Below are 17156 nucleotides of genomic sequence, written 5' to 3'. Positions count from 1 at the left end.
ATTACTGAACCGACTCGCGGGTGTAAATCAAGTGGGGACTCCCCTTATATATGCCGAAGGTCACACGTGCCCTAGCTTCATCTGCAACCCCGTCACCAGTCCAGTCAAACAATAACCAGGGAAAGGCCGGGGCAACCAGAGAGCGGACTTCGATAGTCCCCGTATTTCCGGCGTTCGGGGCGCTGAAGGAGAGTCCGGCATCGCCGTTAAGGAGTGGAAATGACGCCAGCGTGGCCGATGTCGTCCCCCCACCGAGCGTCACTGCCGTATCGCCGTTGACCCAGCTGGCACCGCCATCGGTGCTCAATTGCAGTTGGTCGGCTGTGGTCAGCGTGGTGCAATTATCTGCGGTGTTCAGAGAAAATCCGCCACCGGTAAAATACTCGGCAATAAAAGGAGTTGGTAAATTGAGCAGTTCTGAACCGTAAGCGTTCTGCAGCTTCAGGCGGCCATAACGCTGCTCGGTTCCAGTGATGGCGGAGATAGAATAAGCATTACAGATGCCATCATTTTCAGGGTCGAAACAGACGCCATCGGCATCAGTCAGATCCCCGGCAGTGAAGTTCAGATCCAGGTTTGCGTCAAAGGGGGCTTCCGGCATCGTCGGCTTCGCGTAAACCAACTGTTCGGCGCTGATACTGACAGTTCCTATCCCGTCGCTGTCAGCAGTTCCGGCCCAGGCAACACTTCCTGCCGTTGCTATTCCAAGCGTTGCCGCTGTTACCGCATTATTGGTGTAACTGCGTCCGCCAAGATTTGAGTTCATCTTCCAGTAACTGCCACCATAGTTGAGGGTCGTAGAACCGCTGTTGTTCAACGCGGTCAATGTCATTTCCGGGTCAAATAGATAGCCGAATGGCTGACCCAGGTAGGTAAAGCTGTTGCTGCAGGTCGGCCCCAGTTGTGGCGGGACAGCGACACTCAGATTGAATCGGGCCGGGATGAAGCGTCCGAATCCGCTACTGCCGTTTATCTGTGGCACGGCGGCACTGCCAAAGGAACAACCATATTTCCCGCCGGAAATTGTGTTGGAATAATCCGCGGTACAGTCACCCGGTTGATCCACTGCGGTGAAGCTGATGTCGTATACCGCATTCTGAGCCAGACCGAAATGGCCCACTTCACTGTAGGAGAATCCGGAACCTGCCGCAGTTCCTGTCGCAGCGGGTGCCGTGCCGAAACTTCCATTCAAAACCCCGGCGTTGGGAGTTCCATTCAGTTTGCTGCTATCAATATTGGGCGTCCCATCATATCCCGCCACCGAACTGGCCGTCAGATTGAATGGGGTGCCTGCCTTGATAATGGGGATACCAGTGGTTGCGGTGTTAGTGGCATCGCTGGAGGTTAACGTAAACGCCGTTGGACGAATCGCAAAATTATCGGTAGAGCACGCTGGAGCCGATGCACCGACTGTGGCCCGCACCCTGACATTCCGTGCGGCATTGGGATAATTAAAAGCTACGGTCTTGCGCCCGGCTTCCCCGCCGCTAAAGGTCGTGTTAGTCGCCGTGGTCAGCCCAACTCCGACTGGACAGGCAGATGACGATGCATCTACCAGATCGACAGCCACCGTCCCGGCATAGGTTGTGTTAATCGTAGTAGGACCAAGTAACGCCAGCACATCGATATTGAACGGCACGCCCGCAAGTTTGGTAAAAATTGGAGTTTGTGGATCAGCGCTGACCTCTACGGCATCAAACGCACATGATGCAGCCGTAAAGTTGAGGGTACAGGTTTCGCTCGCCCCATTGAAGCAGCGGCTGGCAGTGGCCGGAGCAGGCGTAACGCTATCAGTTCCAAGCGTGACGGCGCCGGCAGTACTTTGACTGAGTTGGCGAGTGGCGATCCCACCGTTAAAGGAGAAGGTTTCCCCGCCGACCCAGCCCGTCGGCTTAAGTTTAACTGTCACAGTGCCAGGGTACAATGTGTTACAGGATGAATCCAGACAGGCTTTAATCGTTACCCGTTCCGGGGCGCATACCGAGGCTGTACCGTCGTGCTCAATCTGCACATGATCGAAAGTACCGGAACAGGAGCGTCCCAGCGTCATATCGGCAACGACTTCTGAAGGGCTGAGTTCAAAACTGTAAAGTTTAACCTCATCAATCATGCCGTGAAAATTTCGCCCTGGCATAATGCTGCAAGCGGCCCCGGTTGCGATATCACCACCAATATAAAAATTGCAGTTGTTAGGCGCCAGAGTCCCCTGCCAATTATTGGTGTTGGGATCCTGAACACCATTGATATAGATCCGCTGGCGCCTCACTCCGGCCGACGAATCGAAGGTGATGGCAACATGCGTCCACTGATTCAGGGGGATCGTGGTTGCCGAGGTCAGGGTTGATGAGTTCCACCACCAGTAAAGTTTGCCGGTAGGACTGATATGAAATTCGTAGTTAACATCATTCGACAGTATCGAGTAATAATCACTCGGTGGATAGGCCGTCGGATAGATCCAGGCCGAGGCCGACAGCTGCGTGGTGTAATCGAAGAGCGGACTATCGGCCACCTCGACAATGGCACGGCCATCGAAGAAGGCGGCGTTACAAAACCCACCAATAACCGACGGATGTTCAGAAGAGATGGTCGGAACCGGGTCAACTACGTTGGTAGTGGTTGGCGAGGTACTGGTCAACCGACGGCCATGCAGTGCGGTCCCCCCACTATCGATAACTTCACCGGCCGCACCACTCCAGGAACCGGCGGGTTCATCCATCCGAAAGTGAGTCACCGCACTGGCCAACACCAGAATCGTGGCACTGGCAGGGAGAGCCCCCGGCGAGGTTACAGTGTTCACCAGCGGCCCTTGCTGCAACAAAGACACAGCCAGTGTTAACTGCGCGCTCCCCTTAGCGGGCAACGAAGGGATAGTCCAGGTGATTACTTGCCCGGCAACCGCCGCCGTACCCAAGGTCGTAACATGAGTAACATAGCCCATGCCGGTCGGAAGCGTATCGGTAACGACCACGGCGGTAAGCGGATTGTCATAGGGGTTGGTGGCGGTAAGGGTAAAGGTCACGACTTCACCAACCACCGCAGCAGAAGCGCCGGCAGTTTTATTTAGAACTACAGCGGGTGGCGCCAGGGTATAAACCGGCCCGGCGGGGAAAGTGTCAACCCCGACTCCGCCTAAGGGCTGAGATAACTGATTTTCAAGGATTGAATCATTATCCACCAGATTCAACCCCAGGGTTCCAATACTCGAGGGCCCAGTATTGGCCGTCACTGTCCAAGTGGTTCTGCCCCCCGCGTCACTGACGGCGATAAGACTGGCGCCGGTGGTCCCGCCAGAGGGAACCAGAACAAAATCACCAGTATCAACCCCGCTGACGCTGGCACTGAAGACGACCGTCCATGCAACCGTGGTATTAGCTGCAGTCGGGTCAGAACTGGCACGAAGGATCGAAACCAGGGTCGGAGGCGAAATAACCCTGTAGGATTCACCACTAAAATTACCATTCCCGGAACCAGTCCCTCCCAGGGGAATAGCTGTAGCGACATCCCTGATCGAATCATTATCAACCAGGTTCAACCTCAGCGTCCCTTCGCTGGCTCCGTTCCCGGTATTGGCGCTGACGGTCCAGGTGGTTCCACTGCCAGTCACCGCACCCAAAGTGGCCCCGCTGACACCACCCGTTGTCACCAGAGAAAAATCACCACTGTCCACTCCATTGACGCTGGTACTGAACATCACCGTCCAGGTCACTGTTGTGTTGCTAGCCACCGGATCTGCGCCGGCACGAGTAATTGAAACCACGCTCGGTGGTGAATTTACAACAACAGCGTTAGCACGACTGAAGGTAGCGCTGTCGCCACTACTGCAACTGTCGTTATTATAAGCAATAAAATAGATATTGTAGGTTCCTGACGCAGCCGGTGCAGTGATATTGAAGGTTTCACTGTAGTTTCCTTTCCGGGTATGATCGTTATGATTTTCACAAGTCATTGTTCCTGGCGGCGAGGTTGAAATGCGCCAGGCGGTCGAAAGCCAATCATTCCGAATTCTACCCCCCACCCCCACATTGTCAGTAGTCACGTTTACAGTCGCACTGATCGTTGCCGAGGGGAGGACAGTGACCGAGTTCCCGCCATCGAGAGTAACAGAGGTAATCGTTCGGTCAGCATGACCCTCGCAAGGAATAATCAAGACCATCAGCAAACTGAGGCTGGAGAGAATCAGCAGGCGGCGTACAAATAGAGTTACCGAAATATATGGGGAGATCTCATTCCGCCTAATCTGCATAGCTTTCAAAATCCTACCTTCATCTCGACCCGCCTCGAAATATAATTTGGGGAGCCATAGTTACCAAATTCTGCCAGCGCGTTAATTTGATAAACAGTGGTAGTAATTGCTGCTTCTGTGAAAGTGGCACTGCTGCAACCAACCGTCACATTAAAACCTTCAACAGTGAATATTGTACTGGCAGCACAATTCCCGCCACCGGCGCGAGCCGCGCCCCATTCCAACCCGCTGCGCGCAGCCTGGTAAACCCGGGCGCCCTGCAGGGCAAAAACACTGGTGGAACTCTGGATGCCGCTCAGGCGCATCATCGCCACCCCCAGCAGGGCCAACACGACCAAAATGAAGATTGCCTGAACCAGGGTGAAACCACGCTGATTATGGAATATCAATAATTTTTTCATGGCGCATTCAACACGTGGATCTGATGCAACAGGGTGATGGTTTCTCCCGATTCGGTCAGGGACAACCGCAAAGTGACCAAACCCGCGCGCTGGCTGGCACCAGGGTCATAGCTGAAATTACAACTGCTAACATTCTTAGTAACGAGTGCCGGAGTCACACCTGGTGGGGTCGGCTGGCTGGCTGTGGGCGCGTAACCGGCGTAACGATTCAAGACATTCCCCTCACAGGCATAGGTTAGCGGCTCATCGACAATGAAGAAACGCTGATAAGGTGATTTATGCTTAAAATTAAAGGCGGGGGTAAGAATAACGTGGTTTAACGTGCTGCCGGTGCCGATCATCGCCATATTATCCGGTGCGTTCGCATAAACATTGCCCGCCACACCGCTGGCGGAGACGTTATAGATGACTAGCCGTTGGCCTGACAGCGGAGCTGCGCGTAACACGCCCAGAACGTCAAAGCTGACATCAGCCGTGGTAAAATCGAGGAGATCTCCTCCGGTGACTGGATCAAGATAGCGTCGGTAGCGGCCACCATCAGAAGTGTGCAGCAGCTCAAGATATTTACCTCCGCCACCAATGCGCAGACTGTTCGGCAGGGCCTGACGCACATCGCGCTGCATGCGCCGAAGCACCATTTCGCCTTGGTCGACCAATCGTGTGCGCCGCGCGAGATCGATATATTGATTCACCGGCGTCACAATAAACTGCCCACCGAGGACCGCCAAAATCCCGACAATCACGATCACCACGATCAATTCGATCAGAGTGAAACCACGCTCAGCGGTTATTGGCCGAAAAACAGTCCTCATCATCTTTAGTAGTCCGTCCGATAGCCGGTCAGGGTCAGGGTTTCCCCCGCCGGATCTGTAACCGTGACATCAATCTTGAGACCGGCGACGGCTGGTATCCCGAAACTGGCGCTACCGACGGTCACCTGCACTGTATAACTTTCGAGCCCCATAATTGCCGCGCCCGTCTGATCGTGAGCACCGTTATCCGTCAGACCATTATAGTCAGCCACATCATCAAAATCGGCGCGGCCAAGTTCAACCGGGCCGCCCGGATCGGTGTAGCTTTTCAGGCTGATCTCTTCCATATAGGCTTCGGCGATGGCAATCGACTGTTGACGCAGCATCGGATCGGCAGAATGCAGGGTGGTGTAATTGATCACCGACATCACACCAACCAGCGCGATCGAAATGACGACCATCACCACGATCAGTTCAATCAGGGTCACTCCCTGCTGATTAAGCGCACGTCTTAAGCCGATCATGGCGCGTCCACATAGCCGGTCTCGGCCACTACGCTGATCGGCAAGCCACCGACATTGATAGCGACGGGGCTGGAACAGCGCCCCATGGGGTCAAAATTAAAACTGGCGGGGGAAGCGCTGACGGTTACGCCGCTAAATGAGCCGCTGGTGACCGGATGATTGCTGATCGGCGCAAAGGTGCTGCTGGTACAATTGGGCGTAGGTTGTTTCAGTGTATAACTATTCGCGCCGGTGCTGACCTGCACCGCACAGCCGCTGGCCACCGCCAGCTTCTGCGCATAACGTAGCGCATCGGCAAGTTCATCGTAGGCGGCGCGGTTGCGGTAATCATTGAGGTTGAAGAATTTGGGGGCGACAATAGCCGAAAGAATGCCGAGCAGAACAATAACGATGACCAGTTCGACCAGGGTAAAACCACTGAGCCTTGACCCGTTCAATATTGTCATCAATCCATTCACACAATCGTAGGAGGGCAAACAGTGCCGCTGGAACCAATAAAATAGTGACTAGGCGATGTATTTATCCGCAGATTTTCTGCAACAAGAGGCGAACCACCTCTTGTTGCAGAAAATATCTTTTGATCTATTAGCTACAGAAAATGTTAACCCTACTTCGCACCGATCACAACAAAATCGGCAGTTGCAGCAGCATCATCATTATAGACAATAGTACAAGTTGCCTTATCACCTATATTGGTAAGAGTTCCTGTGCCGCTAACGGTGTAATTCCCTGTTCCTGTCGCAAATGTCGCTCCAGTATCCATCAGCGCGGTAGCCGTTGCATCAGTACAAGCGGCAGCTAAAGTATCAACAACCCCGCTACCAGTTTTGCTAGGAGTAGTAGTACCTATAACCGCTCCTTTAACCAATGCGGCCGCGTAGTTAATGGCAGAAGAAGATCCTAAGGTGCCCGCTACTGCCTTCGCGTTTGCAAGTCTGGCATCAGCGGTAAGGTCAACAAACTTGGGCACTGCCACCGCAGCCAAAATCCCCAGAATTACAATCACAACCACCAGTTCGATCAGGGTAAAACCTTTTTGATTCTTCATTCTTCAATCTCCTTTGACTTGGACAAGTCTTTCAATTTTGTCTAACACGATCGGCGGCAACCAACGATAAGGTTCCAACGACTTCAATTCTAGGCCACAAATATAATTTTTGATTTGCTCTCCTTTCACGGTATCTGCATACACCGGCTGAATTTTAAAGCGGATACGCGGCTTTCCAGTTAAGGGACTGCTGAAATAGGCACTGTTTTTCACCAAATAAACCAACAATTTCTTTTCGCTATCAAAATACCAGTTACCAACCGGCAGATTCTGCTGCTGTCCAGAAAAATAACTACCCAGATAGTTTTTCGGTTTTTGGGCCAGCATCTCCATCGGGTTGCTATCAATCAGCGCCGGTAGCTCGTCCCGACGACCGGCCACATAGTAAGCGGCAAACTGCATTGCCAGAGCGCTGCGCAGGGTACCGACATTGTATTCGACGGTAGTTTGCTCGACCTGAACCAGCAGTTTGCGATAGTAACCCGTGGCAACCACAGCAAGCGTACTGATAATACATATGACAACCACAAGTTCAAACAGAGTGAACCCAAGATTGTAATTTTTAACAAGAATATTTCCCTGTGAATTGTTCTTCATTTTTATTCTTAAATCAAGCACATTAATCTATTTGACCACGGCCGCGAGGTTCCACATCGGCAAAAACACTCCAAGCGCCAGCACCAGAACCATCCCGCCGATGATGATGATCATGAGCGGCTCAATGGCACTGGACAGATTTTTAATATCGTACTCAACCTCACGTTCATAAAACTCGGCGACATCCTCCAGCATGGTGTCCACCGAGCCTGTTTCTTCACCAACGGCAAGCATTTGTAACACCAGGGGGGTAAACAAGCCGGTCTGAGTGGCGCTGCGCGTCAGGGTGTCGCCGCGTTCGACGCCGTTACGGATCAACTCGACCTTTTCGCCAACAAACAGGTTATCCAGCCCGCGCGCTGTGAAACTGAGCGCCTGGGTCAGCGGCACCCCAGCCCCAAAACTCATATTGAACGCCCGGGAAAAGCGCACCAGGGTTCCTCGCAGAATAATATCGCCCACCAGCGGGATTTTCAGTTTATAGCGATCCCATGCATAGCGCCCCTGATGTGTATTTAATAACTGCTTGAGTGCTGCAACCAGCATGATTGCGAGAATCAACAACAACGGCCAGTAGTGCAACATAAAGCCGGACAACCCTAACAGAATCCGGGTGGCCAGCGGGAGTTCTGCCCCGAAGCTGGCAAACACCTTTTGAAAGGCCGGAATCACAAACAGGCTGATAAAAATAACCGCGCAGACGATGGCAATCAGCACGAAGGTCGGGTAGCGCAAAGCCTGCTTTATGCGGTTGACCGTGTCCTTTTCATGTTCATAAAAAGTCGATAGCTGCCGAAAGACCTCATCGAGTTTGCCGGTATTTTCGCCGACCTGCACCAGACGACAAAACAGTCCGGGGAATACTCGCGGATGGGCGCTGAAGGCGCCGGCTAAATCCTGGCCGGCTTCAAGGCTATCGACCACCTGACCGAGCGCCTGCCCCAGGGTGGGATTGCGCGCCGTTTCAACCAGACCGCGAATAGCCCGGACCAGCGGCACCCCGGATTTAGTCAGAGTGAACATCTGACGACAAAAGAGGATCAGATCATCACGGCCAACACGAGGGGCGCGACCGAGGCTGAAACCTTTTTTTTGCCCTTTTATCAGTGGCGCCGCTACTTCATCAATTGTCAGCGGCAGAATTCCGCCCGCTTGAAGTTGACCAGCGACCACCCCGGCCGAAGCGGCTTCGATCAGCCCTTCAAACAATTGCCCTTCGGCATTTCTGGCGCGATACTGATAATGTGCCATCTAGTCCTCGCTGCCAAGGTGCGCCATTGCCAACAAAGGCTCTTCAACCTGGCCCGCTATGCGGATGACCTCTTCGAGGCTGGTTATTCCCTGCTTGGCCAAGGCAAGGGCACTGGTCCCCAAGCTGACAAAGCCATTTTGCCGGACTGCCTGATTAGCAAATTCGTCGCTGGCCCCTCGCCGCAGGGCATCAGCCAACGGCGAATCGATCTCCAGCAGTTCAAAGATACCGATGCGACCGTGATAGCCGCTGTTGTTGCACAGAGCACAACCACGACCAGCTTTAAAATCGACTACCTGCATCCCGGGGGCACAGCTGTCGAGCCAATGCTGTTGCAGAGGATCGTCCACAGCGCTACCGCAGCAGCTGTCACAAATGCGCCGCACCAGCCGCTGAGCCAGCACCGCCCGCAGCGAGCTGGCGACCAGAAAACCCTTGGCGCCCATGTCGAGCAGGCGCAGGGCCGTACTGACCGCATCATTGGTGTGCAGGGTCGACAGCACCAGGTGGCCAGTCATGGCTGCGCGCAGGGCGATCTCGGCGGTCTCTTCATCACGCATCTCACCGACCATGATGATGTCAGGGTCCTGACGCAACCCCGAACGCAGCACTCGCGCAAAATCGAGCCCGATACGGGTATGAACCTGCACCTGATTGATACGCGGCAACCGGTATTCAACCGGATCTTCAACCGTGATGATCTTCTTTTCGGCGATATTCAATTCATTGAGAGCGGCGTACAGGGTGGTGGTCTTGCCGCTACCGGTCGGACCAGTCACCAGCAGGAGACCATGGGGGCGGTGCAGATGCTGCCTGAAGCGTTTCAGCAGGAGATCTCCCATGCCGATCTGTTCAAGGCTCAGGATACCGCTCGACTGATCGAGCAGACGCATCACCACCGCTTCGCCGAACTGCACCGGCATGGTCGACAGACGGACATCGACGCTGCGGCCCTTGACCCGGATATTAAAGCGTCCGTCAAGCGGAAGGCGTTTTTCCGAGATATCAAGTCCACAGACCAGCTTGAGGCGTGACACCAGCGCCGTAGCGATGCGCTTTTCCTTCATCACCTGTTCGTACAGCACCCCGTCGATCCGCTGGCGGATGCGCAGCACCTTTTCATCCGGCTCGATGTGAATATCCGAGGCCCCGACCTGTACCGCATCTTCAAAGAGCGAGCGAAGCAAGCGTACAACCGAGGCGTCTTCAACATCTGTTTCAATCAGCAACTGTTCAAGGCTGTTGGACCCTGCCGCGAGTTCCTCATTCAATTGCTCGGCAATATTGATTATTTCCTGGGTGCGCCGATAGACCGTATCGAGTGCGCGCAGCAGGTCTTCTTCAAGCACAACCGCCATACTGATCGGGCGCTTGAGGATTTTATTCAACTCATCATAGCCGTAAAGATCAGTCGGGTCTGCCATGCCGATCAACAACTGCGCCCCATCGTCCTTGAGAACCATAGCGCGAAAACGGCGGGCGGCGGTTTCGGGCAACAGTTTGACTATTTGCGGGTCATAGTGGAACAACTTCAGATCGACGGCGGGGAGGTTGAGCTGTTTGGCCAAAAATTCGACAAACTGCATTTCGCCTACATATCCGAGGCCAATTAAGACATTGCCCATCTTGCCACCCTGTTCCTTCTGGGTCGCAAGGGCCTTGGTGAGCTGCTCTTCCGTAATGACGTCGTGTTCAACCAGCAGATCACCGATCCTGATTTTTTGTTTTGGTCCGGCCATCAGTTGCCCGCTCCGTTACCCGTACTGAGTCCTTCAATCCGGCTCAGCGCATAAGTATTTAAATTGGGCGGCAAATCACCCTTCACGGCGCTGCGGTACGCTTGAAGTGCTGTATTTTGCTGCAGCTGATCCAGAGCAACCGCCAGACCAAAACGATAAAGAGCGTTGGTCTGGTTGTGCCGCAACAGGGCCAAATAGGCTTCTCGCGCCTGTTCAAAGTTTCCGGCTTGCAGCCAGAACCCGGCTTGCAAGGCGCGGTATACTGGGTCGTTCGTCCCCTGGCCAAGAGGGGCATCAAGCACCGTAACCGCCACTGCAGGACCATAGATGGGTAAGAGTATCCGGGCGTACCATTTACGCAGAGCCAGCGGGTCATGCAGGAGTAATCCTGCCGCAAACAGGGCATCGGCACGTGCTCGATCATGCGGTAGGACGACGCGAATTAAATTTTTGCGCGCCTGAAGGTGCCCTGGAGCAAGATCCAGTGTCTGCTGCCACAAAATACTCGCTTGCTCGAACTTTTGCTGACGGACAGCACTGAGACCATGCTGATAGAGTTCTTCGGCCCGTTCAGCCTGCGTCTGGACGTAGTTTTTTTTGACCACCTGCGCCTCAGGTACCGCTGCATGCACTATGACTGGCGCAGCGACAGGCCGCATCACAGGACGAGGAGCGCGCGTCACGGCGGTTGTCAGAGCAGCACCGCGAACCGGCGTCTTTACCGGAGCCGACAGCGGAAAAATATCGATGGCGAGACGTTCACCATGCAGTCCATCGGCGGCCAGAACCAATTTCTGGGTGCGCACATCTGTATTAAATTTAAGCTGAAGTTGCCAAACATGGTCTTGCCAGGACAAATCCATATCGCGGATCAGACCATGTGGATCAACCCGAGGCAATTGTGGCGCACGCACGGCGATTTCCGTAATAAATATCCGTAACACCCGTCCATCCAGCAGCATTTCAGGCATTTTATTTTGAGCCGCAGCAAATTCAAGGAGCAAACGCGAGGAATCCGAAGATTGCAACAGCCGAATCATCTGCAACTGGTTGTACCGTGGTTGAACCAATGCGTCAGCCACACCAAGCGGCAAATTGTCGACTGGCAGGGCTGGCTGACCGATGGTGGGCACTGGCGTAGCAGGCCCATGAGACAAATACATGCGCGTGGCACCAAACGCCAGAACAAGCGCCATGAGGATAAAAAGAAAAAGGAAAATTCTACGGCGGTGCGAAGCCTCGGAATAAACAATGGGCGCAATGCCAGTGTCTGACAGCGACGCCTGCCGCTGTTGCAGATCGCGTAAAACCTGGTTAAGCAGACTCATCCCGGCCCCCGCAACAAAAAGATGAAGACCAGAGCCAGGGCCAGGGTCGAACAGAGCCCAACCCCGAAAGGCACAAGGCTCGATCCAAAAACACCACCAGAGGCAATCGAAGCGGTGTCAGCAATTGCGGCCCGAACCTGAGACGTTGAGATTTTACGCTCGCCTCTGCCATAGGCGACCAGCATCGATTTATGAGCCAGAATGTTAATCAACCGTGGACAACCACCGCTACTGCGCCAGATTTTATGCATCGCAGCCGACGAAAAAAGCCGTGGCCCATTGTACCCGGCCTTGCTCAGACGGTGCGTCAAATAACCATCGACTTCATCTAATGAGATCGGATCAAGGTAAAACGTAAAGGTAATCCGTTGCTGCAACTGGCGCAGGTTATGCTGAGTCAACCTTTTCTCAAATTCGGGCTGGGCAAAAAAGACCACCTGCAGTAATTTATTTTTTTCGGTCTCAAGGTTACTCAACAGGCGCAGCGCCTCAAGAGTCTGCTGCGGCATGGCCTGAGCTTCATCGAGTAAAATTACCGTCTGACCGCCAGCCGCATGGATTTCGACCAAACGCTCGAAGATCTGCTGCTGAATTTCAGTCAGAGTATGTCCATGTTTATCGGAAATCGACAACTCCCGGGCGATGTGCAGATAGAGTTCAGCCGAGGTCAACAGCGGATTAGGCAAGTAAACAGAGACCCAGTCTACGGGGAGCAACTCAAGCAGTTCACGACAGAGGAGAGTTTTGCCAGAGCCGACCTCAGCCACTACGGAGAGAAAGCCTTCACCACTCTTCAGGCCCATGAGCAGTTCATTCACCACGCACTGCTGCCTCGAGTGCCGGTAGAGAAACCCGGTATCCGGCGTCAGGGTGAACGGGAGCTCTTTCAGTCCGAAAAACGGCTCATACATCCGACATAAACCTCAACTCATCAGTATTCAGGGGGACGGCATCCATTCCCGATTAAATTCAGGACTCATGCCCTGAATCCGGTTGCGAGACTCACCGAGCAGGCGACTCCAATCTTCTGGACTGATCATGACCTGGGGTCGTAACAGGATGATCAGTTCACTCTTCTGCGCCACGCTTTTGGTGTGACGAAACAACCCCCCCACAAACGGTAAACTGCTGAGCAGTGGCACACCGGCTTCCTGTTTGACCTGATTATCCTTCATCAAACCGCCGATCATGACAATCTGGCCGCTCTCGGCGCGGATAACACTGTCAGTCTCGCGCACCGTACTTTTAGCCAGAGGCAGCGACATGTTCTGATCCCCACCACCTTGCGCGCCGGTAATACTGATGTGTTTAGTCTGATCAGTCACTTCGCTGACGGTCGGGTGGATATGCAAGATCACCCCTCCTTTGGCATCGATCTGCGGGGTGACATCGAGAGCTATCCCTGAGAAGAAAGGAGTCAGGGTAATATCAACCGAACTGTTGGTCGACGTGTTGCTCGTGGTGTTGGTAGTAATGTCAGTCAGAAAAAATTCGTCGCTTCCAACCTTGATGACCGCTTTCTGATTATTCACCGTACTGACCCGCGGACTGGAGAGAACCTGAACGTCCCCCTGCTTCTGCAGCAGCTCTATAAATGATTTGAAATTATTGAGGCTGAGAGCCATGCTGAAAACCCCGCCAAAGGCCGCGGTCCCAAGAGCATTGGGCAGGGTTCCGTCACGGCCGAGGTTCCCTAAGACACCCGCCGAAGGAGCCGCGCCATTATTGAAAATCGTCCCTCCGCCGGTCTGACCAATGGCTAAGTTACCGCCATCAGCCAGAGCCCCCCAGTTGATTCCAGACTGAAAACCATCATCAAGGGTCACTTCGATGATGCGCGCTTCGATGACTACCTGGCGCTGTAGATTCGTCTGAATGATTTTTAAGTAGGAGGCAACCGCCTGCAGCTCTTCGGGCATCGCCACCACCACCACTGCGCTGGCCTGCGGCTGAACCACAACCGTGCGCCCCTCAGCTGAACCTATAATACCGCGCAAGGCCGCACCAAGCTCCTGCCAAAAATTAGCGGTTGAAGTGGTCTCTATGCTGCTGCCGGCCGAGCTACTGTTTTTCTGGCTCTCATTCTTTTCATTCGACGACTTCGTCTGACTGACCTGACCAGAACTGACAAGAGTTTCTGATGTGCCCTTACGCACCATATTGATATAATCGACTGGGAAAGTTTGCGCCCGCAACCCGAGCGGCATCACCTGATAGATTGATCCCGTCTTGACATATGGATAGCCATAAACATGGGAAACGACTTGAAGCACTTCCTCCACGCTGGTATTTTTCAAGGTGATACTGATTTTCCCCGTTACGGCAGGATGCACAACCATATTGACGTTGGTCCCCTTGACCAGTCCCATAAAAAACTCGCGTGCATCGACCTGATCGGCGGTGATATCGAAGCGGGGCGCCGCAAGGGGTTCCAGATCAGTATCAGCGGCATTTGCACGCGGTAACAAGGCAGCGCTGATATCTGCTGGCGGCAGAGCCGGCTGCAGCACTTCAGGCTTAGGTGACACAAGCGCTGCGTCGATCGCCTTCAGCGGTTCATCTCCTCTGGGCTTGGGAGCGCAACTAACAAGTAAGAGCAACAGGATGAAGAAAATATTGAGGCCCAAGCATTTCATTGTTGTTCAGTCTCCCTCTTTGTGCACATCTTTTTTTGCGACTCCCGGTGCCATATGCAAAATAATTTTTTTCCCCTCGGCGGATCGCAAGACCACCTGTTCTTTCTCAATCCGCAAAAGCTTAACACCACGGTATCGATCTCCGCGCGACAGTGCGACCCCGTTAATGATCGCCACGCTACGCTGTTGCCCGACAAACACCGCCTGCAGCAGCCATGTTTTGGCTTTTCCCGTGTCACCACTCGTAACAGAAGGAGCAACCCGAGAACTGACAGGGGGCAACATGGGGTCGACCAGTTGCATCGTTTCGGCCCAGGCGCACGTAGCCGCAAGAGCTAGAAGGATCAAGAGCAGGCAGGTGGATTTCAGAAATTCAGACACCGATCCAGTTCTCCGTCAGGCTCAGGGTATGTAACTGAAGCTGGATATGCATCATTGGCAGCTTATCCTTTTCAATTGAAAGAATGTCCCAGTAGACTTTGTGCGGCATCCCTTCCAGCGCCTTGAGATATGAGAGCAGATCGAGATATCCTCCCTCGAGGTCAAGATGCAACGCATGACGATAGAGTCCCACGGATGAGGCTTTTTTATCCACTTGCGGCAGCACAGGCTCGGCTGGATAATTTTGCATACTGATCAGACGCAGACCCTTTTGTTGCCCGAGGATTTGCTGCAGCATTGCCGGCATCTCCCGTGGGGAGAGCAGATCGATCAGCCGATTCTTGAGCTGTTGATCCAGAGTTCCGATCGCAACCTGAAGCTGAGCCATCTGCTGACGTACCAGCTGATCCGGGTCGACGGTTGCCGTAGTCTTGGCCGCAGTCTGCTCGGCCTGCAGGACAACAATGTCGGTTTTTAACTTGTTGATCTCCGCCTGAACCTGCTTGCGTTGCTCGAGCCCGGGCGTCACAACAAACAGATCAAACAGAACCAGCAGTACCACAAGAATTACCAACAACAGCAATAACCGCTCACGCAAACTGCGACTGTTAAACCGGTTCAGATACAACTGGATTTGAGCGTGTCTAGTGACCATCGGACGCTCCAAACTCAGTCTCAAGTCTAAAATCAACTTGATGTAGGTTCTCCTTCAGGCGCGTCAGCTTCATACTGGCGAAAGACTGACCAATGAAGACCTGCTTCTCTCCCAAATAGCGAAGGTAGGCCGGGACCAGCTCCGCGCGGGTTGCACTGCCGGCGAGATTCACCTGCTTTTTCAGAGTATTCAGGGTTATTTGTGTTAGCCAGACCCCGTCAAAAGGATAACGGGCCAACCCTTCCAGCAGTGGCGAAAATCCATGCGCTGGCGCGGAATCAGTGTTGGCAAAATAATCGAGCAGGGGCTTGCGCCCGGCCAGTTCAAGACGTAACTGCGCAAGCTCGACTTCAAGCTGTGGATTTTTTGAGCGGGGGGGAGTGTTCGTTTTGAACATCTGAACTTCACTACTCAGTTTAGTATGTTGAGCTTTGAGTACGGCGAGTTCGGCGAATAGGTTTTTCTGTTGCCAACGCATCCCAACCAAAATGACCAGCATTGCCATAAGCGTTAGCCCAACGATAAAGACCATAGCCCCGGCTGACAGAGGAATTTTCTTGTCTCGCAAGCTATCTTGATAGAGATTGATTTCTTGCCTCATGCCCTACCTCCGGCACGCAGCGCAGCCCCCAGAGCGGGCAGGCAGGAATTGATGGTTTCCTCAGAAACATCAGTCGGCAGGTCAAGTATCTGATGGAAATCAGCCGGACACACCATGGATTGCAGATAGCGTGCAAGATATTCAAGCAACGGATCGCATGCAGGGCCGCACATGGCGACCAATATTTTGGGCACGGGTGGAAGGCGGAAATTACTTTCGCAGAAATCGAGGGAACGTTGAATTTCCAGGACAACGCCGTCTAGCAGTGTCTGTAGCCCTTCGGCCAGCAGACCGTCTTTGGCTGGAGTTTCGTGCTGTGCCAGTTGGGTCAAACCGATATTGATCACACGCGAGAAGAAGATGGTTTCACCGCGCATAATCACCAACAGGCAATTATCATCCCTGAACCAGAGTAAACCGAGCCCGTGGGGCTCATCTGGGAAGAGCGCCAGTAGATTACGCAGGGCTAACTCAGGGATATCGATGGCCGCCAACCGCAGGCCTATTAGCTTCAGGCTGGCAACGCGCTGTTGTAAAAGCCTGCGTGGGGCGGCGATAGCAAAGGTCTTTTTTTTGTTTTCAGCCCCGACAACCGGAACTTCAAACAAATCAACAATGGCTTCTTCAACCGGATAATCCAGCCGTTCACCCAGTTGCCAGCGTGCCGCCTCACGCCGTTCTTCCTCCTTCACCCCGCTGATATCGATCAGGGTTTGACTATAAGAAGAGATCGGCAAGACATCGACACAGACCATACGGCGCAAATGTTGGGTTCGCACATAGTCTGCAACGGCTGTGTCCGAGGCGAACAGTTCGCAACAGTGGACTTGCGGAAGGGCACCACCCCGCGCACTGTCCAGAATGACCAGCGCTCTCTCGCCTGAGGTCGAGAAAATACCGGCCACTCGTGCGCTATGAAACTTCCGCACTCCAAACAACAACTTCCTCCAGCCAGAATCAAAATAAAATTAAAATGTTAACTTAATTAAAAAATAATCT

Annotated in this window: 16 protein-coding genes; all 16 read right to left on the bottom strand. The window is 53.5% G+C overall.

Translation table 11 applies throughout. The features are described from left to right. Position 1: 1 nt before the first annotated feature. The 16 genes from D888_RS0105190 to D888_RS0105115 all read right to left on the bottom strand — a co-directional run bounded on the left by D888_RS0105190 (position 2) and on the right by D888_RS0105115 (position 17095). Positions 2-4243 (bottom strand): DUF6701 domain-containing protein, encoded by a 4242-nt coding sequence (locus D888_RS0105190; RefSeq protein WP_020675481.1) that lies wholly within the window; start codon positions 4241-4243, stop codon positions 2-4. Between the two features lie 5 nt (positions 4244-4248). Continuing rightward, positions 4249-4644 (bottom strand): pilus assembly PilX family protein, encoded by a 396-nt coding sequence (locus tag D888_RS0105185; RefSeq protein WP_020675480.1) that lies wholly within the window; start codon positions 4642-4644, stop codon positions 4249-4251. Next, entirely contained in the window at positions 4641-5459 is an 819-nt protein-coding gene (locus D888_RS0105180; protein WP_020675479.1) for a prepilin-type N-terminal cleavage/methylation domain-containing protein, read from the bottom strand. Before D888_RS0105180 ends, D888_RS0105185 begins: the two co-directional genes overlap by 4 nt. 2 nt (positions 5460-5461) lie before the next feature. Beyond that, entirely contained in the window at positions 5462-5920 is a 459-nt protein-coding gene (locus D888_RS0105175) for a prepilin-type N-terminal cleavage/methylation domain-containing protein (RefSeq protein WP_020675478.1), read from the bottom strand. Beyond that, positions 5917-6366, bottom strand: coding sequence for a pilus assembly FimT family protein (locus D888_RS0105170; protein ID WP_033423230.1), 450 nt, complete (start codon positions 6364-6366; stop codon positions 5917-5919). The genes D888_RS0105175 and D888_RS0105170 overlap by 4 nt, the downstream gene beginning before the upstream one ends. A gap of 161 nt (positions 6367-6527) precedes the next feature. Continuing rightward, positions 6528-6968 (bottom strand): prepilin-type N-terminal cleavage/methylation domain-containing protein, encoded by a 441-nt coding sequence (locus D888_RS24845; RefSeq protein WP_020675476.1) that lies wholly within the window; start codon positions 6966-6968, stop codon positions 6528-6530. A gap of 3 nt (positions 6969-6971) precedes the next feature. After that, a complete protein-coding gene (locus D888_RS22915) occupies positions 6972-7565 on the bottom strand; it encodes a type II secretion system protein (protein ID WP_020675475.1) in 594 nt (197 codons plus the stop codon). Positions 7566-7592: 27 nt separating this feature from the next. Continuing rightward, complete coding sequence (locus tag D888_RS0105155; RefSeq protein WP_020675474.1) at positions 7593-8816, bottom strand: type II secretion system F family protein; 1224 nt, start codon at positions 8814-8816, stop codon at positions 7593-7595. Then, positions 8817-10556 carry a GspE/PulE family protein gene (locus D888_RS20740; RefSeq protein ID WP_020675473.1) on the bottom strand — a complete coding sequence of 580 codons (1740 nt, stop codon included), beginning with the start codon at positions 10554-10556 and terminating at the stop codon, positions 8817-8819. It abuts the gene before it with no gap. Then, positions 10556-11884: a tetratricopeptide repeat protein gene (locus D888_RS0105145; protein ID WP_020675472.1), complete on the bottom strand. Its 1329-nt coding sequence runs from the start codon at positions 11882-11884 to the stop codon at positions 10556-10558. Before D888_RS0105145 ends, D888_RS20740 begins: the two co-directional genes overlap by 1 nt. Beyond that, positions 11881-12795, bottom strand: coding sequence for an ExeA family protein (locus D888_RS0105140; protein ID WP_020675471.1), 915 nt, complete (start codon positions 12793-12795; stop codon positions 11881-11883). The genes D888_RS0105145 and D888_RS0105140 overlap by 4 nt, the downstream gene beginning before the upstream one ends. Positions 12796-12822: 27 nt before the next feature. After that, a complete protein-coding gene (gene mshL, locus D888_RS0105135; RefSeq protein ID WP_020675470.1) occupies positions 12823-14520 on the bottom strand; it encodes a pilus (MSHA type) biogenesis protein MshL in 1698 nt (565 codons plus the stop codon). 6 nt (positions 14521-14526) lie between these two features. After that, complete coding sequence (locus D888_RS0105130; protein WP_020675469.1) at positions 14527-14901, bottom strand: hypothetical protein; 375 nt, start codon at positions 14899-14901, stop codon at positions 14527-14529. Beyond that, on the bottom strand, positions 14894-15556 hold the full coding sequence (locus D888_RS0105125; protein ID WP_020675468.1) for a type II secretion system protein GspM: 663 nt from the start codon (positions 15554-15556) through the stop codon (positions 14894-14896). The genes D888_RS0105130 and D888_RS0105125 overlap by 8 nt, the downstream gene beginning before the upstream one ends. After that, positions 15546-16157 (bottom strand): PilN domain-containing protein, encoded by a 612-nt coding sequence (locus tag D888_RS0105120; protein WP_020675467.1) that lies wholly within the window; start codon positions 16155-16157, stop codon positions 15546-15548. Before D888_RS0105120 ends, D888_RS0105125 begins: the two co-directional genes overlap by 11 nt. Further along, on the bottom strand, positions 16154-17095 hold the full coding sequence (locus D888_RS0105115) for a type IV pilus biogenesis protein PilM (RefSeq protein WP_020675466.1): 942 nt from the start codon (positions 17093-17095) through the stop codon (positions 16154-16156). The genes D888_RS0105120 and D888_RS0105115 overlap by 4 nt, the downstream gene beginning before the upstream one ends. Positions 17096-17156 lie beyond the last annotated feature (61 nt).

It is taken from the genome of Geopsychrobacter electrodiphilus DSM 16401, assembly GCF_000384395.1.
GTDB lineage: Bacteria > Desulfobacterota > Desulfuromonadia > Desulfuromonadales > Geopsychrobacteraceae > Geopsychrobacter > Geopsychrobacter electrodiphilus.
This window is presented reverse-complemented; position numbering and strand designations above follow the sequence as displayed.

Excerpts from the sequence above, each read along its gene's own strand:
- D888_RS0105190 (WP_020675481.1), bottom strand. The coding sequence starts at position 4,243 with ATGCAGATTAGGCGGAATGAGATCTCCCCATATATTTCGGTAACTCTA.
- D888_RS0105185 (WP_020675480.1), bottom strand. The coding sequence starts at position 4,644 with ATGAAAAAATTATTGATATTCCATAATCAGCGTGGTTTCACCCTGGTT.
- D888_RS0105180 (WP_020675479.1), bottom strand. The coding sequence starts at position 5,459 with ATGATGAGGACTGTTTTTCGGCCAATAACCGCTGAGCGTGGTTTCACT.
- D888_RS0105175 (WP_020675478.1), bottom strand. The coding sequence starts at position 5,920 with ATGATCGGCTTAAGACGTGCGCTTAATCAGCAGGGAGTGACCCTGATT.
- D888_RS0105170 (WP_033423230.1), bottom strand. The coding sequence starts at position 6,366 with ATGACAATATTGAACGGGTCAAGGCTCAGTGGTTTTACCCTGGTCGAA.
- D888_RS24845 (WP_020675476.1), bottom strand. The coding sequence starts at position 6,968 with ATGAAGAATCAAAAAGGTTTTACCCTGATCGAACTGGTGGTTGTGATT.
- D888_RS22915 (WP_020675475.1), bottom strand. The coding sequence starts at position 7,565 with ATGAAGAACAATTCACAGGGAAATATTCTTGTTAAAAATTACAATCTT.
- D888_RS0105155 (WP_020675474.1), bottom strand. The coding sequence starts at position 8,816 with ATGGCACATTATCAGTATCGCGCCAGAAATGCCGAAGGGCAATTGTTT.
- D888_RS20740 (WP_020675473.1), bottom strand. The coding sequence starts at position 10,556 with ATGGCCGGACCAAAACAAAAAATCAGGATCGGTGATCTGCTGGTTGAA.
- D888_RS0105145 (WP_020675472.1), bottom strand. The coding sequence starts at position 11,884 with ATGAGTCTGCTTAACCAGGTTTTACGCGATCTGCAACAGCGGCAGGCG.
- D888_RS0105140 (WP_020675471.1), bottom strand. The coding sequence starts at position 12,795 with ATGTATGAGCCGTTTTTCGGACTGAAAGAGCTCCCGTTCACCCTGACG.
- mshL (WP_020675470.1), bottom strand. The coding sequence starts at position 14,520 with ATGAAATGCTTGGGCCTCAATATTTTCTTCATCCTGTTGCTCTTACTT.
- D888_RS0105125 (WP_020675468.1), bottom strand. The coding sequence starts at position 15,556 with ATGGTCACTAGACACGCTCAAATCCAGTTGTATCTGAACCGGTTTAAC.
- D888_RS0105120 (WP_020675467.1), bottom strand. The coding sequence starts at position 16,157 with ATGAGGCAAGAAATCAATCTCTATCAAGATAGCTTGCGAGACAAGAAA.